This window comes from Microbacterium invictum (assembly GCF_034421375.1).
Taxonomy (GTDB): Bacteria; Actinomycetota; Actinomycetes; order Actinomycetales; family Microbacteriaceae; genus Microbacterium; species Microbacterium invictum_A.
In genome coordinates this window covers 3385488-3407181 of record NZ_CP139779.1, presented here as the reverse complement: position 1 = coordinate 3407181, position 21694 = coordinate 3385488, and the positions used below count along the sequence as shown (strand labels likewise).

Below are 21694 nucleotides of genomic sequence, written 5' to 3'. Positions count from 1 at the left end.
ACCGGCGTGCGCTCCCGGGGGAGCGGGGCGGACGCCGTTACTGTCGAGCCGTGACGCAAGAGCGGTGGCACCAGCTGACCTACTGGCCGCTCATCATCACGTCCGTGATCTTCATCGTCGTGTACTCGTGGCAGGTGATCGCCGATCTGCAGGGGCCGGCCTACGCCGTCGCGCGCATCATCATCGGCGTCACCTGGGTGGTCTTCGCCGTCGACTACGTCGTGCGGTTCGCCCTCGCCGAGCCGCGGTGGAAGTGGTTCCGCGGGCACCTGTTCGACCTCGCCGTCGTGGCGATCCCGGCGCTCCGACCGCTCCGACTGCTGCGGGCCCTGACGGTCGTTCAGGCGCTGCAGCGCACGGCGGGCTCGGCGATCCGCAGCCGGGTGGCGATCTACGGGGCCGGGGCGGCGGCGATCCTCATCTGGATCGCCGCACTCGCTGTTCTGGAGGCGGAGCGCGGAGCGCCCGGCGCGAACATCGAGAACTTCGGCGACGCGGTGTGGTGGGCCTTCGTCACCATCACCACGGTCGGCTACGGGGACTTCTACCCGGTCACCACGTGGGGTCGGATCGTCGCCGTGCTGCTGATGTGCGGAGGCATCGCCGTGGTCGGTGTCGTCACGGCGACGGTGTCGTCGTGGGTGATCGAGCGCGCGGCCGCCACCGCCGGCGACGACAACGAGCCGGCCACGCGCGGCCAGATGCGCGAGCTCGCGCAGCAGCTCGCCGCCGTGAGCGCGAAGCTCGGAGACCCGCCCGCGCGGTGACGCGTCGCACCTACGCTGGCGGGATGACTCCCGTTCTCGTCCTCATCGACATCCAGCGCGACTATTTCCCCGGGGGCCGGTTCCCCCTGGTGGGTTCGGATGCCGCGGCGGAGCGCGCCGCGGACCTGCTGGCGGCGTTCCGCGCTGCCGGGCTCCCGGTCGTGCATGTGCGCCATGCGGCATCCGGGGCGGGAAGCTTCCTCGAGGAAGGGACTCCGGGAGCGGAGATCGACCCGCGGGTCGCACCCGGGGGCGGCGAACCCGTGGTCGTGAAGCACCACCCGAATGCGTTCTTCGGGGGCCGCCTCGACGAAGCGCTCGCCGCTCATGCCGGCGCTCCGCTCGTCGTCGCCGGGATGATGACGAGCATGTGCGTGGACGCGAGCGTCCGGGCGGCATCCGATCTCGGGTGGAAGGTGACCGTCGCCGCCGACGCGTGCGCCGCTCCCGATCTGTCCTTCGGCGGCACGACAGTGGGCGGAGCCGACGTGCACGCGGCGTTCCTCGCCGCGCTCGCGAGCGCCTATTCCCGTGTCGAGCCGGTCGCGGCGGTGATCGCCGCGCTTCGCGCCCCAGCCTGAGCGCTCACGCCCCCGCGTGCCCGTCACCCGGCCGCGCCCCCGCGTCCGTCCCCGTCACCCGGCCGCGACCCGTCAATAGATGCTGTCTCGGCGGGTGAGAAGCGACATCCTCTGACGGGTCGCGCGCCGGGTCGACGTCTTCTGCACACCGGGCCGTGCCCCGGAGTCATCCACCGATCGTGCGATGCCGCGTCATCCGCTCCCCTCGGGTGGCCACGCTTGCCCCATGCCGTCCCCGCGACCCTTGCCCCCGGCCATCTTTTACCGCACGTTCGCCGTTCCGGTCGCTGTCGCATCAGGTGTGACGATCTCGCGCCTCCGTTCGGGTGACCTTGATGCGCCGTTCCACGGCGTGCGGGCGCCCGTTGGTGGAGCGCACTCCTTCGGTGAGCGTGTGCGCGCGGCGCTGCCCCGTCTGCGACCGGGTGACTACTTCAGTCATCTGGCTGCCCTCGCCCTGGTCGGCGCCGACGTGATCGGCCACCCGCGGTCTCCCGTCGACGTGAGCTCGCTGTCACCCCTTGGCAGGGTGAGGGCGGCGGGGTTCCGCGGTCACGAGATCGTCGAGGGATCCGTTCGCCTCGGGGCGATCGGGGCGTTCCCTGCCGTGCATCCGGTCGATGTCTGGTGCCAGACCACCGCACCGACACGGTGCAGTATTTCCACGATCTGGAGCGACTCGATGCCCTCGGTGCTCTCGGGTGGCGCGACATCCGCGTCACCAAGGAGCACCAAGGCGACCGTCTTTCGGCCGCGTTGGAGCGCGTCCGCGCCGCGCTCCGCGATCGCGGGTGGTCGGGCGCGGCGGCAGGGCCCGCGATCCGTCACAAAGGCGGTCTGCGTCGTCGACGGGCCTCATCCATTGACGGATCGCGCGCTGCGCGCGGCCGCGTGCGCCGGAGAATCCGGGCGCTGCGGGCGACGGGCGCCGCGTCAGCCGCGAGGCTCGATGCGCAGCACCTCGGGAGAGCCGTCGATCGTCAGATCATCGATGACACGGATGCTGCGAGCCACCTCATCCACGTAGGGGATGACCGTCCCCACCCGCTCCCGGTCGGAGCACACCGCCGTGAGCGTCACGAGGTGGGTGCCGGTGTCCCAGGTATAGGTGGCGAAGGGGGGAGTGCGCGGCTCGGGCGGGAGCGCCATCACCAGTCGCTCGCCGATGCCCAGATGGGGGTTGCGGAACGACTCGGTGTCGTCGTACTCGATCGGCATCATCGCCCGCGCGGCGCGCAGCTGCGGGGTCAGCTCCTGCAGCTGGGCCATGAGCACGACGAGCTCCGGATCGGCCTTCCACACCCAGATCAGCAGGCGCCCGTCGGCGCGACGCATGAGCAGCGGCGCCGCCTGGCTCATCATCCACGCGATCCCGCGGCTGCCGGGTCGCTCCTCCGCCCCCATCGCGCGATTCGCTTGACCCAGCAGCATCCGGATCGCGGCCTTGCGATGGCGACGCCCGCGCAGTCCGAGCGAACCGGTGACGGGAACCCAGCGGTCGGCAGAGGCGTCGGCCTGAAGTCGAGGCATGCCCCCAGGGTAGGCGCGCGGCCTGCGGAAACCCTCGACGCACCCCCGCCTGCGGTCGCGCACCCCGGTTCGACGCCGCGCCTCGATTAGAGTGGGACCGCCGCGCGCCCCTGCGCGGCGCCATCCTCCGCCGCAGAGAACAGGCACACCTCCCGTGACCACCCCCGCGACGCCCGATGACCCCACACGCTCTGACGCCGTGAAGCGACCGCTCCGGGTGCTCATCGGCTGCGACACCTTCGCCCCTGACATCAACGGCGCCGCCCGCTTCGCCGAGCGCCTCGCCGCGGGCCTCGTGACCCGCGGTCACGACGTGCACGTCATCGCCCCTAACAGCGTCTACCGCAGGAGCCCCGCCCACACCGAGGTGATCGAGGGGCAGCCGATGACCTTGCACCGCCTGCCCTCGGTGCGCTGGCCCCCGCACGACTGGCTGCGCTTCGTCTGGCCGTGGCGGTCGAAGCACTACGCGCGCAAGGTGCTCGACGAGGTCAAGCCCGATGTGGTGCACATCCAGTCCCACATCGTGATCGGCCGCGGTCTGTCGCGCGAGGCGCGCAAGCGCGGCATCCCGATCATCGCGACGAACCACGTGATGGCCGAGAACATCCTCGACTTCACCACCCTGCCCGATGCGATGAACCGGGTGGTGCTGAAGCTCGCGTGGGCCGACGCGCGGCGCACGTTCGAGATGACCCGCGCCGTCACGACGCCGACCCGCCGGGCCGCCGACTTCCTCGAGTCGACGATCGACATCCACAACGTCATCCCGATCAGCTGCGGCATCGACCGGTCCAACTACGCCCCCGACCTCGCGCCGCGCGACCGTCACCGTGTGCTCTTCGTCGGTCGCCTCACGAGCGAGAAGCACATCGACGTTCTGCTGAACGCGGTCGCGACGCTCGACCCCGCCCTCGACGTCTCGGTCGACATCGTCGGCGGCGGCGATCAGCGCAAGAACCTCGAGAACCTCACGGCGCAGCTGGGGCTCGCCGACCGCGTCACCTTCCACGGTCACGCCTCGGAAGAAGACCTTCGGGCCATCTACTCGCGCGCGAGCGTGTTCGCGATCGCCTCGATCGCGGAGCTGCAGTCCATCGCCACCATGGAGGCGATGGCCTCGGGGCTGCCGATCGTCGCGGCCAACGCCGTCGCCCTCCCGCACCTCGTGCACGACGGTGAGAACGGCTACCTGTTCGAGCCCGGGAACGTCGCCGAGATGGCCGACAAGCTCACGGCCGTCCTCACCGCCACCCCCGAGGAGCGCCGGCGCATGCAGCAGGCCTCGCTCGACGGCGTGATCGTCCACGACATCGGCCGCACCCTCGACACCTTCGAGGCCCTGTATCGCGGCGAGCCCATCCCGCAGTGAGGCGCCGGCCGTGCACATCGTGATGTTCGGCGACCAGCACGTCGAGTCCTCCGGCGGCGCGCAGGTGTCGATGAGGCTCCAGCGGCGGTTCCTCGAGCGCGCCGGGCACACGGTGACGATCGTCCAGCCGCGTTTGCACGCCCGGAAGATCGACGACCCCGCCTCCATCGATCTGCCGTCGGTGCCGGTGACCCTCGACCGCGAGTACGGGTTGACGCTGCCCACGCGCGCCGCCGACCGCGCCGTGGACGCGGGGATGGCCGGGCGGCCGCCGGTCGACGTCGTGCACGTGCAGGGAGATTTCTGGGGGGCGATCCTCGGCCACCGCTTCGCCGCTCGCCACGCGCTTCCGCTCGTCCACACCATGCACAATCGCGTCGACGTCGGGATCGCGGCGACGACGCCGTTCCCGCGCCTGGCGCTGCGGCTGCTGAACGCCTGGGCGGGCCGGGCGATCCTGCCTCGCGAGCCGCGGGAGGCGGGCACGGACGGATGGGCTTACCTCCGCCGCTTCGCCGCGCGGGCGGCGGCGGTCACCGCACCCTCGTCGCATTTCGCCCACCGCCTCATGGCCCATCACGTCCGCCCCGGGGGTTCCCCCGAGGGTCAGATCGACGTGGTGTGGAACGGCATCGACGACGAGATGCGGGATGCCGCGGGCGCCGCCGGCCCGCTGCGGCCGGCCTCTTCGCGGCCCCGGCTCGTGTGGGTCGGCCGGATGAGCCCCGAGAAGCGCCTGCTGCCCTTCCTCGACGCGCTCGCCGACTCCGGCGTCGCGGCGGACGTCACTGTGATCGGCGGCGGTGGTCAGGCCCGCGCGGCGCGCCGGCTCGTCGCGCGTCGCCGCCCGGCGGCGAGGGTGACCTTCGCCGGCCGGCTGCCGTACGCCGAGACCTTGCGACTCCTGTCTGCCGCCGATGCAGTGGTGCAGAGCTCGATCGGCTTCGAGACGCAGGGGATGACGGTGTTCGAGGCCGCATCGCTCGGCACCCCGGCCATCGTGGCCGACCCCGACATCGCCGACGAGCTCGGGGAGGGGGTGTGGCGCGTGGGGTCCGAACCCGACGCGTTCGCCCTGACCCTTCGCGACGCCGTCGGCGACATCTCCGCAGGGCGCGCGCGGCAACCCGCGCCCGAGATCGCCGATACGTTCCGGCAGTCGTCGCGGACGGCCGCGATGGTGGCCGTGTACGACCGCGTCAGGCGGCGCTGAGGATCAGCGGGTAGAGCACGTTCCACAGCACCGCGCTCACGAGGGCAAAGCCACCGGCGCCGAGCGCGATCGCCGCGAGGAGCGGGGATCGGTCGCGCCGGAAGAGACCGACCAGGCCCAGGATGACGGTGACGAGGGCGACGAGCCCCTCGACGATGCCGAGGAGGCCGGTGATCGGCCCGAAGAGGTCGTAGGTCTGCGACAGGAGGATGCCCACCTGTACGAACAGCTGCAGCACGAGCAGCAGCACGAGGACGGCGGCCGAGATGATCGCCGCCACACCCCACGGGTTCCTGCCGCCGCGAGCGCGGTCGGGCGCCGGAGCGGTACCCGCGGGTGCATAACCGGGCGGCGGGGCGAAGGCCGCCGCCGGGGCGGGATTGTGCGCACCGGGCATCGGCGCGGGCTCAGCGGGAGTGGGGTGGGACACGGCGACCTCGTCTCGTCGAGGTACCGAGTCTAGGGTCACGGTCGCCGAGTGAGATCGGTCGGCACGCGCCCGTATCCGTCGCGGCGCACCGCGACGACGGACGCGACGATGCCCCACACGGAGGCGGCGGCGAGAAGGATGAGGAGTGTCATGGCAGATAAGCTACGTTCGTCTTCATCCTGCCAATAGTGGCAGTATGAACATTGTTCGTATGATTTCTGCCATAACGTGAGGCGGGGACAGGAGGAAACAGAGAATGAAGACCGTCGCGTGCATCGTCACCACCGGGTTCGCACCCTTCGAGTTCGGCGTCGCGTGCGAGGCATTCGGCCTCGACCGCTCGGCGGACGGGGTGCCGAACTTCGACTTCCGGGTCGTGACGCCCGATCCGGGTCCGGTCGACTCCAAGCTCGGGTTCTCGATCAACGTCCACGACGACCTGGGCTTCGCCGACGAGGCGGATCTCGTCGTCGTCTCGCCCACTCCGCACGAGTACTGGGGTTCTCCCGACCCGCGCGTGGTCGACGTCATCCGTCGCGCGGTCGATCGCGGCGCCTGGGTGCTCAGTGTCTGCAGCGGATCGTTCGTTCTCGGCGCGGCCGGAGTTCTCGACGGGCGACGCGCCACCACGCACTGGATGTACGCGGCGAAAATGGCGCAGATGTTCCCCGCCGTCGAGGTCGACCCCGACGTGCTCTACGTGCAGGACGGGCGCATCATCACCAGTGCCGGCACCGCCGCCGGCATCGACGCGTGCCTGCACCTGCTCCGCCAGGAGCTGGGCGCGGAGCTGACCAACAAGATCGCCCGGCGCATGGTCGTCCCCCCGCAGCGCGACGGCGGCCAAGCGCAGTTCATCGACCGGCCGCTGCCGGTGTCGACGTCGCAGTCGCTCGCGCCGGTGACCGACTGGATGCTCGACAACCTGCGCAGCGACCTCTCCGTCGAGCAGCTCGCGGCGAAGGCCCATATGTCGCCGCGCACCTTCGCCCGGCGGTTCAAGGCCGACCACGGCGCCACCCCCGCCGCATGGCTGGCGCGTCAGCGCCTCATCCACGCCCAGCGGCTGCTCGAGACCACGGATCTGGGCCTCGACCGCATCGCGTGGGAGAGCGGCTTCGGGTCGGCGGCCGTCCTGCGGCAGAACTTCGCCCGAACGCTCGGGATCACCCCGACCGCGTACCGCGATCGGTTCTGCTGCGTGCGGGAGGGCTCGACGACGAAAGAGGCGGATGCCGTGGCATCCGTCCTCGAGCCCGCCGTCTGAAGAGTTTTCCCGGACGAAACGTACGGACGCTAGGCTCGCGCCGAAACCGACCGGCCCGCGCCCGGGGCCATCGTTCGGTCACATCGAGTTCGCCGGGGGGATGGCGACATGGGGACACCGTATGCGGTCGCGATCGATCCGCGCGATGAATCGACGTCCGTGGCGGTCGCCGAACGACTGCCGGATGGCGCACTCGCCGTGCGCCCGGTGCTCGAGGGGCCCGACGGCGGGCTGCCGACGACCGTGTTCATCGGGAACGACGACGTGGTCTTCGGCGAGGCGGCGCTCGAACTCGGCCGCGCCGAGCCGGACCGTCTCATCGACGGTTTCGTGTCCCGTGTCGCCGACGCCGGCGCGTTCTTCGATGTGCAGGGGGAGCGGCTCACACCGCCGCAGCTGCTCGCGTGGGTCGTCGACGACATCATCCACCGGGTGACGGAACTGATGGGGTCGGCTCCGGCGAGCATCGGCGTGCTGGTGCCCCACGCGTGGAGCGATGCGCGCCTGGCCGCCCTGGAGGAGGAGCTGCGCGCCGACGGCCACCGCACCGAGTTCCTCGACCGACTGGACTCCACCGCTCTCGCCTTCGCCCGCAGCGCGCCGTTCTTCGGCAGCCGGACGATCGTGTCGGCGGTCGCCGATGACACGTCGGTGGAGGCCGCGGTCCTGCGCATCGGCGGCGACGGGGTGGTGAACCGGCTGGCCGATCCCGTCACGATCGGGCTGGATGCGGGTCTCGATCACGGGAAGGATGCTGCGGATGTGGGGCGGTCGATCCTCGCCGCGCTGGCCGGCACCGACCGCGACCTCGACGACGTGGACGCTGTCGTCCTCAGCGGCGAGTCCGCGGTCGTCGAGCCGATCGCGTCGACCGTCGCCCGGCAGGTCGGGCGACCCATCGAAGCGGTCCCACACGTCGGCGCCTTCGCCGCGGTCGGTGCGGCGTGGGACCTGTCGGCGGAACTCGGGCCCGGAGCGCCGCTGACCGCAGTGCTGCCGTCCTCGGCGGCCACGGCCTCGCTCGGCGGTACAGCGGTGCCCACCGCGATCTCGTCGACGAGCGTTGCTGCGGGTTCCGGTCGTGCGCGCTCGAGGCGATGGATCGCCGTGTCGGTGGCCGTGGGCGCCGTGATCGCGGTCGTCGGCGGTGCATCGGCGCTCGCGCTCGGAGCCGGTGGCAGCCCCGAGGTCGATGACGAGGTGCCCGCAGTCGTCGCGCCGACCCGCTCTCCCGCGGAACGAGAGGATCCCGCCTCTCCCTCCCCGAGTCCCACATCTCCGGCCTCGGTCACCCCCACGCCCACGAGCACGGCCACGAGTGAGACCGTCGTCGACGAACCGGCCGAGGCCACCGAGCGGCGCTCATCCGCTCGACCGACTCCATCGAGGTCGAGCCCGGTCGCATCGACGCCGGCGGCGCCGCCGCCGCCCCCGCCTGCCAGCACGCCGTCGCCGTCGCCGTCGGCCACGACGTCGCCCTCGCCGACGCCGACGCCGGAACCGAGTGAGACCTCTTCGCCGTCGCCTGAGCCCACGACTCCCCCGCCCCCGCCGGATCCCCCCGTGACGGAGGATCCCGAACCCGGGGAACCCGAGGAACCGACGGACCCCGTCGACCCGGAACCGGGTGACGGGGTCTCGCCGGGGGCTACCCCCTGACGTCCTGAGGGGTCAGCGCGCTGCCGCCTCGGTGTGGTGCCCGTGGTCGTGCAGGAATCCGCCACCGGGCGTCGACGGACCGCCCGCGGCATCCGCACCGCCTTCGCCTCCGGCGAGGCTCGAGGTGTCGAATGCGAACGTGATGATCGCGGACGCGAGCGCGTCGGAGTTCACATCCAGCGCGGTGCGGTTGACGTTGCCCGTCAGGCGCTGCTTGACCGAGCGGGCGAGGTCTTTGTAGAGCACCTCGTCCTGGCCCTCACCGGTGAGGTTGTCGCACAGCTGGTGGTAGCACGGGTCGTACGCGACGCCCGCGAGCCCGCCGAAGCGCGCCGCTTCCTCCTCGGTCTTGATGCCCTCGGCGCCGGTGAACAGGCCTCCGGCGGGGATGCCGACGGCGATGAAGGGCCCGTAGTCGGAGCGCCCCGAGAACTCGGTGTCCTGGAACGGCAGGCCCTGCGAGGCGTAGAACTGCTCGAAGACGTCCTCGATCTCGGCGGAGCCGGCCGGGATGAAGCCCTCGGGTGCCGTGCCGCTGGAGTTGTCGCCGTCGTACACGCCGTAGACGTAGTTCGGCGAGCCGATCATGTCGAAGTTCAGGTACAGGGCGATGTCGTCGATCTCCTCCGGCGTGAGGTTCGACACGTAGTAGTCGGCGCCGAGGAGACCCTCCTCCTCAGCCCCCCACCAGGCGAAGCGCACGGTGTTGGTGGGTTCGACCCGCTGCATCTGGATGGCCGTCTCGAGGAGCGCGGCGCTGCCGGAGCCGTTGTCGTTGATGCCGGCGCCGGCCTGGACGCTGTCGAGATGCGCCCCTGCCATGACGACGTTGGCGTCGTCACCGGTGTTGGTCTCGGCGAAGACGTTGTAGGTGATGCGCTCCTCGGCGAAGTAGTCGACGGTCACGGTGACCGTTGCCCCGGGGGTGCTGTAGAGGTCCTGACCGGCCTCGGACGAGGCGAACACGGCCGGGATGGTCAGCCCCGTGGCATCCCCGATCATGCCGACGAGCCCCGCGCGACCGTCGTTCGAGACGATCACCGCCGACGCGCCCGCCGCCTGGGCGTTCAGCGCCTTCAGCGAGAAGTCGCAGCTGCCGCGCTGCACCAGGGCGACGCCGCCGGCGGGGAAGCCGGTGAAGTCCTCGGCCTCGCAGCCGCTCGTGCTGGTGCCGTCGGCGGGGAACGCGGGCTCGAAGTCGACGGGGACGAGGGGTCCGGTGCCCGTGCCCTCCGGGCTGCCGCTGTCGAAGTTGTTGCGGAGGAAGTCCTGCCCGTCCACCCATGTCGTGGCCGGATCCTCCCGGCTCATCGCGCTGTTCTCCTCGGCATACGTGAAGGGGAACTCCTGGACCTCCGGGGTGTACCCGGCACGCGTGAGCTCCTCCACGATGTAGTCGACCGAGGCGTCGTAGCCCGGCAGTCCGGACGCGCGATTGCCGTCGTTGTCGTCGGCGATGCGCTGCAGCGCCTTGAGGTGGTTCATCACCTGGCTGATCTTGACCGCCTTGACGATCTTCTCCGGCGTATCGGCGACCGGCACGGCGTACGCCGGTGCGGCCAACCCCATGGTGGCGACGACGGCTGCGGCGGCGGTGACCGCCGCGATCCTGCGCTTCGTGAGCGGCATGGCTCTCCCTTCGGATGCCGGCGACCTCGTCGACGCCGACTCTCCCGACCGTAATGAGGCGAAGCCCATGTGGGAAGAAGATTCCGTCCAGATGAGAGGGGTCTCATCCTGGGCGCCCATTGCCGACGTCACGCGGCACTGTTAAACTTGAGTCATATGGACTCAGGTTTGAGTCCCCGCAGATTTCCAGGAGAACCCATGCAAGCCACGCAGATGCCCGGGCAAGAGGAGCGGAAGAGCGCCCTCGAGCAGTTCGGGATCAACCTCACCGACCGTGCCCGGCAGGGCAAGCTCGACCCCGTCATCGGCCGCGACAGCGAGATCCGCCGCGTCAGCCAGGTGCTCACCCGCCGCACGAAGAACAACCCCGTGCTGATCGGCGAGCCCGGCGTCGGCAAGACCGCGGTCGTCGAGGGTCTCGCGCAGCGGATCGTCGCCGGCGACGTCGCGGAGTCGCTCAAGGACAAGGAGCTCATCACCCTCGACATCTCCGCCCTGGTCGCCGGCGCCATGTACCGCGGGCAGTTCGAGGAGCGGTTGAAGAGCGTGCTGAAGGAGATCACCGAGTCCGACGGCCGCATCATCACCTTCATCGACGAGTTGCACGTGCTGATGGGCGCCGGCGGCGGCGAGGGGTCGGTCGCGGCATCCAACATGCTCAAGCCCATGCTCGCCCGCGGTGAGCTGCGGCTCATCGGTGCCACCACGCTCAACGAGTACCGCGAGTTCATCGAGAAGGATGCGGCGCTGGAGCGACGCTTCCAGCAGGTCTACGTCGGGGAGCCGTCGGTCGAAGACACCGTCGCGATCCTCCGCGGCCTGAAGGAGCGTTACGAGGCGCACCACAAGGTGGCGATCTCCGACGGGGCGCTCGTCGCGGCGGCATCCCTGTCGCATCGCTACATCCCCAGCCGCCAGCTGCCCGACAAGGCCATCGACCTCATCGACGAAGCCGCCTCGCGGCTGCGGATGGAGATCGACTCGGCGCCGCTCGAGATCGACGAGCTGCGCCGGCACGTCGATCGGCTGAAGCTGGAGGAGCTGGCGCTGAAGAAGGAGAAGGATGACGCCTCGCGCGAGCGTCTCGCGGCGCTGCGCGACAGCCTCGCGAAGGAGCAGGCGAAGCTGGATGAACTGCAGGCGCGGTGGGAGCGCGAGCGGTCGTCGCTGAACCGGGTCGGCGACCTGAAGACCCGACTGGATGCCGCCCGCATCGAGGCGGAGCGCGCGCAGCGCGAGGGCAACCTCGAGAAGGCGTCGCGGATCCTGTACGCCGAGATCCCTCGGCTGGAGCGCGACCTCGTCGAGGCCGAGCGCGAGGAGCCGGCGGGCGACCGGATGGTGAACGACCAGGTCACTGAGGAGGACATCGCGTCGGTCATCGCGGCGTGGACCGGCATCCCGGTCGGACGGCTCATGCAGGGAGAGACCGAGAGGCTGCTGCACCTCGAGAAGGAGCTCGGCAAGCGCCTGATCGGTCAGCGCGACGCGGTGCGCGCGGTGTCGGACGCCGTTCGCCGCTCTCGCGCGGGCATCAGCGACCCGAATCGGCCGACGGGGTCGTTCCTGTTCCTCGGGCCGACCGGCGTCGGCAAGACCGAGCTGGCGAAGGCGCTCGCCGAGTTCCTCTTCGACGACGAGCACGCCATGGTGCGCATCGACATGTCGGAGTACGGCGAGAAGCACTCGGTGTCGCGGCTCGTCGGCGCCCCTCCCGGATACATCGGCTACGAGCAGGGCGGGCAGCTGACCGAGGCCGTCCGGCGGCGGCCCTACTCGGTGGTGCTCCTCGACGAGGTCGAGAAGGCCCACCCCGAGGTGTTCGATGTGCTGCTGCAGGTCATGGACGACGGACGTCTGACCGACGGGCAGGGGCGCACGGTCGACTTCAAGAACGTGATCCTCATCCTGACCTCGAACCTGGGGTCGTCGATCCTGATCGATCCGACGCTGTCGACCGAGGTCAAGCGCGATCAGGTGCAGGCGCTCGTGCGACAGGCGTTCAAGCCGGAGTTCGTCAACCGGCTCGACGACATCGTCGTCTTCCAGGCGCTCACCGAGGACGATCTCGCCCAGATCGTCGAGCTCGCCGTCGACGCGCTGCAGCGACGGCTGAAGGACCGGCGACTCACGCTCGCCGTGACGCCCGACGCGCGCGCGTGGCTCGCCGAGCGTGGCTACGACCCGGTGTTCGGGGCGCGGCCGCTGCGCCGGCTCATCCAGTCCGAGATCCAGGACCGCCTGGCGATGGCGATCCTCTCGGGTGGGGTGCGCGACGGCGACCTCGTGCGCGTCGACGTCGCCGCCGACGGGTCGACGCTGGTGCTCACCAGCGACGGTCCGGCGACCGTGCCGGGCGGTGGCGCGGCCGGGGCGGACGACGACGAGGTGATCGAGGCGATCCTCGAGGACTGACCCCGAGGGTGCGCTCGCCCGATAGCGTCGGGAGATGCGGATCGTCCGGGCGCTCTGGGGGTCGTCCCACCCCGGGCCGACCCTCGTCGTCACGGTGCTCGCGGCCGGCCTCGGCGTCGCGGCGGGTCTCGACGCCTGGCGCATCGCGCTGCTGGCCGCCGCGGTGTTCTTCGGCCAGCTGTCGATCGGCATCTCCAACGACGCGATCGACGCCGAGCGCGACCGCGCGGTCGGCCGCGCCGACAAACCCATCGCCCGCGGCGACGTCGGCACGCGGACTGCCTGGATCGGCGCGCTCGTCTGCGTCGTCGTGGCACTGGCGCTGTCCGCGCCGCTCGGGTGGGGCGTGCTCGTCGGCAACGGCGTGGTCATCCTGTCGGGCTGGCTGTACAACCGACCGCTGAAGTCGACTCCGCTGTCGATCGTGCCGTTCCTCGTCGCCTTCGGGACGCTCCCGTCGCTGGCGACCCTCGCTGCCTCGCCGCCGTCGCTCGCCCCCGCGTGGGCAACCCTCGCCGGTGCGACGCTGGGCGCCTCGGTGCACCTGACCAACGTGCTGCCCGATCTCGACGCCGACCGCGAGACCGGGGTGCGGGGACTTCCGCACCGGATCGGGGCGCGCGCGGCGACGGTGCTCGCCGCGCTCGGCGTCGTCGCCGGAGCGCTGGCGGTGCTGCTCGGCCCGGTCGCCGGCGAGGCGGCACGGGTCGCGGCGGTGTCGTGGGTGCTGTTCGCCGTCGTGGTCGCGCTGGCGGTCGCCACGGTCGTGATGACGCTGAACCGCGCGCCCGGGCGGACGCTCTTCCGGCTGGTGATGCTGTCGGCCCTCGTGCTGGCAGCACAGCTCATCCTCACGGGCGGCTCCCTGCGGGCGTGACACGCCGGGCCGATCGGTCGTCGGGGGGCGGAGGGCGCGCCCTACCCTGTCGGAATGGACGGACGTCGGATCTACGTCGAGACGGCGATCGCCGCGGACGTCGAGACGGTGTGGCGTCTGACGCAGGACTCCGTCACCCACGCTCGCTGGGACATCCGCTTCTCGCGCATCGATCCGGATCGGCAATCGGAATCGGATGCCACGGCGCCGACGCGCTTCCGATACGAGCGGCGCACGCCTCTGCACACGGTGCGCGGCACCGGCGTCAGCCTCGGAGAACGCCGTCGTGCCGACGGCACGCGAACCTCGGCCCTGCGATTCCACACGCGAGACCGACTGTCGCCGATCCGCGCCGGTCGCGGCTTCTGGCGGTACGTGCCCGACGGGGATCGCACTGTCTTCCTCACCGGATACGACTACACGCCCGGCTGGGGGCCGCTCGACCTGATCGTCCGCCCGCTCCTCGGCTGGGCGACGGCGTGGAGCTTCGACCGGCTCCGGATCTGGATCGAGACCGGGGTGCCGCCCGAACGGTGGCCGCTGGTGAGCGTCGTGTGGTGGTGGCGGCGTGACCGCCCGCGCGCGGCGAGGTGTGCGCGGACGCCGACCCGCGCTCGTCGCGAATCGGGCGTCGCCACAGCTCCGGCGACGCTCGACACGCTTCCCGACCCGGAGGATGGCCCGTGATGTCGATGTTCGCCGAGGTGCTGGGGAGCGACTTCACCCGATTGCACCCCATGATGCAGCGGCGCTTCGGAGTGGGGCTCGCGTCGGGTGAGGCGTGCGTCGGGCGCGGAGTGATGTCATCCATCCGGCGAGGACCATGGTGGACCGTGCCGTTCCTCCAGATCGGCCGGCTCCGCAACATCCTCGTCCCCGATGTCGGCGAGAACGTGCCGTTCGTCATCGAGAACCATCCCTACCGCGATCCGTTCGGGCGTGAGACGGTCACCTTCGTGCGCGAGTATGTCGTGCGGGGCACACGACGGCGGTTCGACGCCACGATGATCCGCGACGGCGACCGGATCGTCGACTACCTCGGCACCCACCAGCACCTCGCGGTCGACCTTGTCCTCGCCGTCGACGACCGCGGTGGGCTCGAGCTGCGGTCGGACGCGCAGCGGTTCTACGAGGGACCGGTTGCGTTCTCGTTTCCGATGCTCTTCAGCGGCCGGGCCCTGCTGCGGGAGTGGTTCGACGAGTCGGACGAGCGCTTCCACGTCGATCTCGAGGTGCGAAACGAGCGTTTCGGCTTCCTCTTCGGGTATCGCGGGAGCTTCACCTGCGAATGGATGCCGACGACCGAAGCGCCTGCGAGGCTGAAGCCCCGGCGGCACGAGCGCCGGACCTGAGGGTCAGGGAGCGACGACGCGGAAGGTGCAGGCGCGGGCGCGCGGAGTGATGGTCTCCTCGACCGATGAGGGCTCGTCGGCGTACTTCGCCCAGAGCGCCTCGTCGATGCGGTCGTTGATCGGATCGTCGGTGAACACGGGCTCGAGGGCGACGCGCTCACGGGGAAGCTCGAGGGCGGCCTCCTTGTCGCGTTCGGCCACCGCGCCGTCGCCCATGGCGAAGGCGACCTCGCGGCCGGCCGTCACGTGGCGGTACCACCACGCCTTCTCGCCGTATGCCGAGCGGACGTAGGGGATACCGTCGATGACGACCGCCCAGATCGGGGTCGCGGTGGGCGACCCGTCCTGGCGCCGGGTGATGATGGCGACGACACGGGTGGAATCGAGGTGGTTCACGACGTCGGAGGAAGACACTCGACCACGCTACGCGTCGAGCGCCGCAGGGCCTAGCCGTCACTCGCCACCGACCGGTTCGCCCGCCGACCTGGAAGCCTGGGTGGCGGCGCTCGGGGAGCACGCCGTGGGCCTGGCTGTCCCTCGGCGACCACCGCGCTCATGGTGGGGTCGGGGGACGCCTCCGACGCCGTGATCGCCGCCCGCGCCGCCGCCCGATGACTTCGCCGACTCCGCTCACCGCGAGAGCTGAGCCGTGCTGCCTGACGGGGACCTGGCAGACCTCGCCTCAGCCCTCAGGCGCCGGTGCCCTGCTCCGGGTCGATCGCGTTGATGATCGCGATCGCGATGGTCAGGGTCGGAGTCGTGAAGTTGGTCGACTCGTTCGAGACGATGGCGATCTGCGTGCCGGTCTGGGGCCGCGTGAGCACGACCGTCGAGAAGCCGTAGATGGCACCATCGTGGCCGAGGTACTCGTTGAAGTTCGTGATGCCCAGGCCGTACCCGAAGTCCAGCGTCTGACCCTCGAACCGCGTCGTCTTCAGACGCTCGGCCTGGGTCTCGGGCGTCAGCAGCGTGCCGGAGGCGAGCTCGTCGCCCCACGCCGACAGATCGGACAGGGTCGAGATCATGGCGCCTGCGCCGCCCGGGACCGCGGGGTTCACCTCCTCGACGATCGTGGGCTCGGCGCTCGTGTCGACGCTGCCGTCGGAGGAGACGACGGGAACGTACGGCGTCGGGTGCGGGTCGCGGATGCCCGCCTCGGTCGGGTAGTACGTCTCGGTGAGCCCGAGCGGCTCGATCGCGCGGCGGGTCACGACCTCCGCGAGCGGGACCCCGTCGACGAGCTCGGCGATGTGACCGAGCAGGGCGTAGTTCGAGTCGCAGTACACGACCTGCGCACCCGGCTCGAACGCCGGCGGATTGGCCTTGATGATCGCGATGGTGTCGTCGATCGACCACGCCATCGTCGGGTTCGCGTCGAACGCGGCGAGGAACGGCGCGTTGGAGGTGAAGTCGTAGATGCCGGACTGCATCGCGAGCATCTGACGGAGGGTGATGACGTCGCCGTTCGCGATGCCGGGGACGTAGGTCTCCAGCACGTCATCGAGCGAGAGCAGCCCGTCGTCGACCATCCGCAGGATGCAGGTCGCGGTGTACGTCTTCGAGATGCTCGCAATGCGGACGTAGTCACCGGCCTCGAAGGGCGTCTCGCTCTCGAGGTCCGCGACGCCAGCGGTCTGCGACCACTCCTCGCCGCCTAACCGCACGTAGGCGGCCGCCCCGGCGAGTCCCGCCGCGGCGAAGGCCTCGGCGAACACGGCGTCGAGGCCGTCGAGCGCTCCGTCGGTCGGATCGGCGCTGGTCGGACCGGCCGTCGGCGCGGTCGCCCCCGGGGCGCAGGCGGCGAGGCCCGCCGCCGCGAGCGTGGTTCCGGCGAGAGCCAGGAACGTCCGGCGCGATGTCGTCATCGGTCCTCCTCGCAAGGGCCGACACGGGGCCGGATGCGCCCATCTTCCCGCATTCCTCGAGCCTCGCCAACCGTGCGCCTCGGGGACGTGTGACACCCATTCGCGAATCCAGGGGCGAGGAGTGCACCCTCGCGCGCGAGGAGTGCACCTTCGCGGGTGGGGAGTGCACCCTCGCGGGTGGGGGGTGCACCCTCGCGGGTGGGGCTGCGGTCTGCGCGGCGGGCGCGGGGCGCGCCGTCCTTCCCGCGCAACTCGTAGCCGACAGCGCGATCCCACAGGATGTGCGTGAGCCACGACGCCGCGACGAGCAGGATGTCGGCAGAGCCGACGACGAGGGCGAGTCCCGCGAGCAGGATCGGCCCCACCAGCGCGTGCGTCGCGTTGTACACGGGTACCATCGTCCGCGGCATCCGTCCCGGCTCGGTGGGCGTGCGGAAGGCGAACAGCGGGAGGATGTCGGGGGCGATCAGCCCGACGGCGATCCACCACGCCGAGCCGCCCCCGGTGATCGCCACCGCGACGGTCGCCGCCAGTGCGCCGCCTGCGGCGACGAGGAGAGCGGGCCGGATGCGGTGTCCCGCGATGACGCGAGCGGCGTGGACGGTCATCGTGCTGCTCCGTGAAGGGCGAGATCGACGAGCGCGTCGGCCTCGCGGTCGGAGGTGGGGCGTCCGCAAAGGGCACGGACATGCATCGGGTTGACGATCTGCTCCCAGACGACGACCGGCTCCACGTCGCGCCGGAGCGCGCCCGCGGCGGCCAGTCGATCCAGGTGGACCAGAGCGATCTCGTATCGCTCGCGGAAGAACTCGTCTGCGAGGTCGATCAGCTCGGGCGCGGAGGCGGAGGCGGCGACAACCGCGCGGAGGATGTTGCCGCCCGCCGGGGACCGAAGGGCTGCGGCGACGGAGCGAGCGAGCTCTCCGAGGGCTGCGCGGGGGTCTACGTCCTCGACGACGGGGACGATGCGCTCGCCGAGATGGCGAACGGCTGCGGCGATCAGGTGCTCGCGCGTGGTGAATCGGCGATAGATCGTCGTCTTGTGGACGCCGGTGGCGGCGGCGATGTCGTCGACCGTGACGGTGGCGCCGCGCTCGGTGAGGAGCTGCACGGTGGCATCGAGGAGCGCCTGCTCGACCGCGGGACCTCGCCGCTGGGCGGTGGCGCTCATCGCCGGGCCCCGGCCTCGACGCGGCGGGCCAGCTCGTCGTTCATGCGGTGGAAGGCCGCCGGGGTGTCGACGGTGAGCATCTTCCGGAACAGGGGGACCAGGGCGCCCGAGAGCGTCTCGGCGTGGTGGAACAGCGAGGTGCCGTCCTCTCGGTCCTCGATCTCGAACCGGTGGTGACCGTCGAGGAGGCCCGGGATGCCGATCCGTCCGCGCCAGGCGAGACGCTTCCGCGGCACGAGTTCGACGATGCGGGGCGAGAGGGTCTGTCCGCCCTTCTCCGTCGGTTCGAGCCGGACCACTTGCCGGGCTCCGATCACCCAGTCGCCGGTCCAGCTGCGGATGAAGGAGTTCCACTGCGCGTAGGCGTCGCGGTCGGCGAGGGCGGACCACACGGCCGCCCCCGGCGCCGCGATCTCGCGGGTGGTGCGGATCTCGACGCGAAATGCGTGCGACTCGACGTTCTGGGTGCGGGACACGGTGACTCCTTGCTCATCGCAACTTCTGTTGCGTTGACACCGTATCGTGCCGGGAGGAATAACGCAACTATAGTTGCGATCAGCCAATCGTGCAGATGCGCGCGCGTTACGCGTCGCGGTCGAGGCCCATCGCGTAGGCGTGGGCGAAGGCGCGGGCGCCCGGCCCGGCGAGGAGCGCGCGGAGCGCGGCGCGGCGGGCGGCGTCGGCCACCGCACCGCGCGGCCGGCCGAGGCCCGTGTTGAGCGACGCGAGCCTGGCCGCCCGTCGCGCCGAGGCGACCCGCCGCCGCTCCCACTCGACGAGCTCCGCGTCGGGCGCCTCGCCGCTGCGCACCCACGCCGCCACGAGCGGGGCGAGCGTCGCGGCGTCGAGCAGCCCGAGATTCATGCCCTGCCCGCCGATCGGGCTGACCTCGTCGCGCCGCGTCGCCGATCACGATCACCCGTCCGCGCCGGAGGCGCGGCGCGACGGCCCGCCGCACCCGGAACGACGAGGCGCCGTCGATCGCCGCGGCCGCCTCGGGTCCCGCTCGTCCGGCGACCGCCGCCCGAAGGCGCGCGGTCCGCGCGGCGGAGTCGTCGTCGCCCGGCGACGGATCCCATGCGACGAAGCGGCGCACGCCCCCCGGCATCGGGAACGATTCCAGCACGCCTCCGCGGTCGAGGTGCACCTCGGCGACCGCCCGACCTGCGGCCGGAGCATCGGCCATGAGGTAGCGGTCGGGATACTCGCGCACCGTGACCGCGCCCGGGCGATAGACGAGGTCGCGCGCTCCCGCCCCGGACGCCACGACGACCACCGCGGCGCGCATGTCGTAGACGGCGCCGCCTGCTCGCTCGACGTCGATTCGAACCCCGTCGGGCTCGGCGGACACGCCCCGCACCGTCACCCCGCGCTCGACCGGCGGGGCTTCGTCGGTGAGCACCCGCTCGGTCTCGGCCTGCGGGAGTGTCGCCACGAACGGGAAGCGGCGTGACAGCCGGTCGAAGCGCACCACCCCCAGCACCCGGCCGCCTGACCGCGCCTCGCCCCGGTCGACCCGCAGCGCTACGGCGAGAAGACGCTCGGTGTATCCCCCCGGCTCGAGGGCCGAGAGCGACGGCGAGTGCAGCCCGATCGCGCGCGAGCCCGGCCCCGCCACGGGCCGGCGCTCGAGGACGGCGACGTCGACGCCGAGCCGTCGCAGCTCGGCCGCGGCCAGCAGGCCGACCGGCCCCGCCCCGACGACCACGACGTCAGGCATCTCCGCCCTCCGAGACGGCGAGCACCCGGAACGGCGCGGGCTGCTCGACGCGCCATCCGGATCCGAGGGCGTCGGCGAGCTCCGGCGCGGTGAAGGAGCGACGGATACTGCGGAGCCCGTCCGTGCGCAGGAACGACCCCGGCGCGAGGGGGGTGATCCCCGCGGCATAGAGCCCATAGGCCAGGCGGCCGCGGGCGATGTCGCCGTGGAGCACGAGCCCCAGGGACAGCGCCCGCGAGTCGTCGCGGAACGTCGCGAACGCGATCGGGTCGAGGTGGTGCAGCACGTGGTTGGAGATCACCAGATCGAACCTCTCGCCCGCGGCGCGGAGCGCACTCGAGTCCGTCGCCTCGAATCGTATGCCCGGCGCGGCATACCGCCGGGCGACCGCGAGGGAACGCTCGTCGGGGTCGACGCCCCGCCACTCGGCCACGATCCCCTCGCGCCGCGCGAGCGAGGCGAGCCGTGCGATGACGTCGCCTCCGCCGCATCCGAGGTCCAGCACGCGCGCGGGGCGCCCGAGCCCGCGAAGATACGGCGCTACCGTCGAGCGGTAGACCGCGCCCCATCCCGAGACGAGCCGGTTGACGACCGAGAACCGCCGGAGCGTCGCGTGGAGCCGCTCGAGGTCGCAGTCGGGGTCGTCCATCAGCTCGCGCAGCCGGGTGTCGCGTACCGCGAGCGTCACGGCAGCTCGCCCGTGCGCGCTGTGAGGAGCGCGGCCTCCACCGTGAGGCCCGGTCCGAAGGCGAGAGCGGCGACCCGCTCGCCGTCGGCGAGCCCGCCGCCGAGCACCCGCTGCAGAATGAAGAGGATCGTCGCGCTCGACATGTTGCCGAAGTCGCGCAGCACCGCGCGCGAGGTCTCGAGCGCGGTGCCCGGCAGCCCGAGACCGGACTCGACCCGATCGAGCACGCTCCGCCCGCCCGGGTGCACGGCCCAGGTCGCCGGTCGGTCCTCGCCGAGGAACCCGCCGACGGCCTCCTGGATCTCGCGGCCGATGATGCGCGGCACTTCGGCCGAGAGGGTCATCTCGAACCCCTCGTCGCCGATCGTCCACACCATGTCGGTCTCGCCCTCGCTGGTCAGCGTCGTAGCGAACCGGTCGAGTTCGAGCACCGCGCTAGCCACGCGTCGCGCCAGGTCGTCGCGCGCCGTCACGACCGCCGCCGCCGCGCCGTCGGCGAACACCGATGCCGCGACGATCTGCTGGGGATCGTCCGAGGCGCGGATGTGCAGCGAGCAGAGCTCGGCGCAGGCCACCAGCACGACCGCGTCCGGGTCGGCGGCGCAGATGCGGGCCGCGGCGCGCAGCGCCGGGATCCCCGCCGCGCACCCGATGAAGCCGAGGTGGTAGCGCTCGACGCTCGCCGCCATGCCGAGGTCGCGCACGAGCCGGTAGTCCGGACCCGGCGCGAAGAACCCCGTGCACGAGACGGTCACCACGTGCGTGATGTCGGATGCCGCGACTCCGCCGCCCGCCAGTGCTTCCCGCGCCGCCTCGGCATAGAGATCGGGCACGAGGGCGGTGTAGGCCGCGTTCCGCTCGCCGGTCGAGGGCACGCGAAGCGCGCCCTGCCGATCGATGAACCCTCCGCCGGGCGCCGCGGGCGCGGCATCCGTCTGCTGCCCCTCGCGGAGCTGACCGAACTCGCGCAGCACCGTATGGCGCCGCTCGATCGCCGCGGCGTCGAAGGCCGCACCGATGAGTCGGGCGGTCAGCCGGTCGACGCCCGGCTGGGCTGCGAAGAAGTCGCGCACCTCGCCCTGGGCGAGCACGGTCGGCGGCACAGCGGTGCCGATCGAGAGGATGCGCGCGACCATGCTCACACTCAACCACGCTCCC

22 protein-coding genes and 1 pseudogene are annotated in these 21694 nt (G+C 71.5%); 10 read left to right on the top strand and 13 right to left on the bottom strand.

Annotated elements, in window-relative coordinates:
* Window positions 1–50: 50 nt before the first annotated feature.
* Window positions 51–767, top strand: a complete 717-nt coding sequence (locus T9R20_RS16370; protein ID WP_322410402.1) for a potassium channel family protein — start codon at window positions 51–53, stop codon at window positions 765–767.
* Between the two features lie 23 nt (window positions 768–790).
* Complete coding sequence (locus T9R20_RS16365; protein WP_322410401.1) at window positions 791–1348, top strand: cysteine hydrolase family protein; 558 nt, start codon at window positions 791–793, stop codon at window positions 1346–1348.
* 295 nt (window positions 1349–1643) lie between these two features.
* Here the strand turns inward: T9R20_RS16365 and T9R20_RS16360 are convergent, their stop codons facing one another.
* Together T9R20_RS16360 and T9R20_RS16355 are read right to left on the bottom strand one after the other, a co-directional pair.
* A complete protein-coding gene (locus T9R20_RS16360) occupies window positions 1644–1832 on the bottom strand; it encodes a hypothetical protein (protein ID WP_322410400.1) in 189 nt (62 codons plus the stop codon).
* Window positions 1833–2281: 449 nt separating this feature from the next.
* Complete coding sequence (locus T9R20_RS16355; RefSeq protein WP_322410399.1) at window positions 2282–2878, bottom strand: hypothetical protein; 597 nt, start codon at window positions 2876–2878, stop codon at window positions 2282–2284.
* 154 nt (window positions 2879–3032) lie between these two features.
* On the opposite strand from T9R20_RS16355, the gene T9R20_RS16350 reads away from it, so the two are divergent.
* Together T9R20_RS16350 and T9R20_RS16345 are read left to right on the top strand one after the other, a co-directional pair.
* The gene (locus tag T9R20_RS16350; RefSeq protein ID WP_322410398.1) at window positions 3033–4250 is read left to right on the top strand and encodes a glycosyltransferase; all 1218 of its coding nucleotides are present in this window, start codon (window positions 3033–3035) and stop codon (window positions 4248–4250) included.
* A gap of 10 nt (window positions 4251–4260) precedes the next feature.
* Window positions 4261–5463 (top strand): glycosyltransferase family 4 protein, encoded by a 1203-nt coding sequence (locus T9R20_RS16345; protein WP_322410397.1) that lies wholly within the window; start codon window positions 4261–4263, stop codon window positions 5461–5463.
* Here T9R20_RS16345 and T9R20_RS16340 read toward each other — a convergent pair.
* A complete protein-coding gene (locus T9R20_RS16340; protein ID WP_322410396.1) occupies window positions 5450–5893 on the bottom strand; it encodes a hypothetical protein in 444 nt (147 codons plus the stop codon). The two genes, T9R20_RS16345 and T9R20_RS16340, sit on opposite strands and share 14 nt — an antisense overlap.
* A gap of 256 nt (window positions 5894–6149) precedes the next feature.
* Here T9R20_RS16340 and T9R20_RS16335 point away from each other — a divergent pair, with 256 nt between their 5' ends.
* The gene (locus T9R20_RS16335; RefSeq protein WP_322410395.1) at window positions 6150–7160 is read left to right on the top strand and encodes a GlxA family transcriptional regulator; all 1011 of its coding nucleotides are present in this window, start codon (window positions 6150–6152) and stop codon (window positions 7158–7160) included.
* 108 nt (window positions 7161–7268) lie between these two features.
* Complete coding sequence (locus tag T9R20_RS16330; RefSeq protein WP_322410394.1) at window positions 7269–8819, top strand: hypothetical protein; 1551 nt, start codon at window positions 7269–7271, stop codon at window positions 8817–8819.
* Window positions 8820–8831: 12 nt separating this feature from the next.
* Here T9R20_RS16330 and T9R20_RS16325 read toward each other — a convergent pair whose 3' ends face one another.
* Window positions 8832–10448 carry a M28 family peptidase gene (locus tag T9R20_RS16325; RefSeq protein WP_322410393.1) on the bottom strand — a complete coding sequence of 539 codons (1617 nt, stop codon included), beginning with the start codon at window positions 10446–10448 and terminating at the stop codon, window positions 8832–8834.
* A gap of 198 nt (window positions 10449–10646) precedes the next feature.
* Here T9R20_RS16325 and T9R20_RS16320 point away from each other — a divergent pair, with 198 nt between their 5' ends.
* From T9R20_RS16320 to T9R20_RS16305, 4 genes are read left to right on the top strand one after another with little or no spacing between them, the layout of a single operon-like run.
* Entirely contained in the window at window positions 10647–12863 is a 2217-nt protein-coding gene (locus tag T9R20_RS16320) for an ATP-dependent Clp protease ATP-binding subunit (RefSeq protein ID WP_322410392.1), read from the top strand.
* 34 nt (window positions 12864–12897) lie between these two features.
* The gene (locus T9R20_RS16315) at window positions 12898–13740 is read left to right on the top strand and encodes a UbiA family prenyltransferase (RefSeq protein ID WP_322410391.1); all 843 of its coding nucleotides are present in this window, start codon (window positions 12898–12900) and stop codon (window positions 13738–13740) included.
* A 54-nt stretch (window positions 13741–13794) separates the two neighbouring features.
* A complete protein-coding gene (locus T9R20_RS16310; protein WP_322410390.1) occupies window positions 13795–14427 on the top strand; it encodes an SRPBCC family protein in 633 nt (210 codons plus the stop codon).
* Window positions 14427–15092: a DUF4166 domain-containing protein gene (locus T9R20_RS16305; RefSeq protein ID WP_322410389.1), complete on the top strand. Its 666-nt coding sequence runs from the start codon at window positions 14427–14429 to the stop codon at window positions 15090–15092. Before T9R20_RS16310 ends, T9R20_RS16305 begins: the two co-directional genes overlap by 1 nt.
* A gap of 3 nt (window positions 15093–15095) precedes the next feature.
* Here the strand turns inward: T9R20_RS16305 and T9R20_RS16300 are convergent, their stop codons facing one another.
* The 9 genes and pseudogenes from T9R20_RS16300 to T9R20_RS16260 all read right to left on the bottom strand — a co-directional run bounded on the left by T9R20_RS16300 (window position 15096) and on the right by T9R20_RS16260 (window position 21672).
* A complete protein-coding gene (locus tag T9R20_RS16300) occupies window positions 15096–15506 on the bottom strand; it encodes a DUF2255 family protein (RefSeq protein ID WP_322410388.1) in 411 nt (136 codons plus the stop codon).
* Window positions 15507–15781: 275 nt separating this feature from the next.
* A complete protein-coding gene (locus T9R20_RS16295) occupies window positions 15782–16957 on the bottom strand; it encodes a serine hydrolase domain-containing protein (RefSeq protein WP_322410387.1) in 1176 nt (391 codons plus the stop codon).
* On the bottom strand, window positions 16954–17565 hold the full coding sequence (locus T9R20_RS16290; protein WP_322410386.1) for a DUF4260 family protein: 612 nt from the start codon (window positions 17563–17565) through the stop codon (window positions 16954–16956). Before T9R20_RS16290 ends, T9R20_RS16295 begins: the two co-directional genes overlap by 4 nt.
* Window positions 17562–18128, bottom strand: a complete 567-nt coding sequence (locus T9R20_RS16285; RefSeq protein ID WP_322410385.1) for a TetR/AcrR family transcriptional regulator — start codon at window positions 18126–18128, stop codon at window positions 17562–17564. Before T9R20_RS16285 ends, T9R20_RS16290 begins: the two co-directional genes overlap by 4 nt.
* Window positions 18125–18604, bottom strand: a complete 480-nt coding sequence (locus T9R20_RS16280) for an SRPBCC domain-containing protein (RefSeq protein WP_322410384.1) — start codon at window positions 18602–18604, stop codon at window positions 18125–18127. The genes T9R20_RS16285 and T9R20_RS16280 overlap by 4 nt, the downstream gene beginning before the upstream one ends.
* A gap of 106 nt (window positions 18605–18710) precedes the next feature.
* On the bottom strand, window positions 18711–18992 hold the full coding sequence (locus T9R20_RS16275) for a hypothetical protein (protein WP_322410383.1): 282 nt from the start codon (window positions 18990–18992) through the stop codon (window positions 18711–18713).
* Between the two features lie 85 nt (window positions 18993–19077).
* A pseudogene (locus T9R20_RS16270) lies at window positions 19078–19848 on the bottom strand (FAD-dependent oxidoreductase); the annotation flags it as partial.
* Window positions 19841–20536: a methyltransferase domain-containing protein gene (locus tag T9R20_RS16265; protein WP_322410382.1), complete on the bottom strand. Its 696-nt coding sequence runs from the start codon at window positions 20534–20536 to the stop codon at window positions 19841–19843. The pseudogene T9R20_RS16270 and the gene T9R20_RS16265, both read right to left, overlap by 8 nt.
* Entirely contained in the window at window positions 20533–21672 is a 1140-nt protein-coding gene (locus T9R20_RS16260; RefSeq protein ID WP_322410381.1) for a type III polyketide synthase, read from the bottom strand. Before T9R20_RS16260 ends, T9R20_RS16265 begins: the two co-directional genes overlap by 4 nt.
* Between the last annotated feature and the right edge of the window lie 22 nt (window positions 21673–21694).